This window comes from Neotamlana laminarinivorans (genome assembly GCF_020523925.1).
Lineage (GTDB): Bacteria > Bacteroidota > Bacteroidia > Flavobacteriales > Flavobacteriaceae > Neotamlana > Neotamlana laminarinivorans.
In genome coordinates this window covers 1-284 of the sequence record NZ_JAJAPW010000086.1, presented here as the reverse complement: position 1 = coordinate 284, position 284 = coordinate 1, and the positions used below count along the sequence as shown (strand labels likewise).

The window sequence follows — 284 nt, the reverse complement described above, 5'->3', positions numbered from 1 at the left end:
GTATTTATCCTTTGTCTAAAGGTGGCGTATCTGGAACAGTAGTAGATGCTAAGTTGGTTTTTAGTGTAGCTTTAAAGTGTAACGCTTCAAGTATAGTCATAGCTCACAATCATCCTTCAGGAAATTTAAAACCTAGTGAAGCTGATTTAAGACTAACAAAAAAACTTAAAGAAGCAGGAAACTATTTAGATGTTAAAGTCCTTGACCATATCATACTATCAAGAGAAGGATATTATAGTTTTGCAGATGAATCACAAATGTGAATGAAGTTACAAACCACTCTT

The 284-nt window shown here is 33.1% G+C and carries 1 protein-coding gene; it reads left to right on the top strand.

All coding sequences use genetic code 11. From position 1 onward, the window contains the following. The coding region (locus tag LG649_RS16145) for a JAB domain-containing protein (protein ID WP_226544836.1) at positions 1 to 263 on the top strand (263 nt) is incomplete at its 5' end. Positions 264 to 284 lie beyond the last annotated feature (21 nt).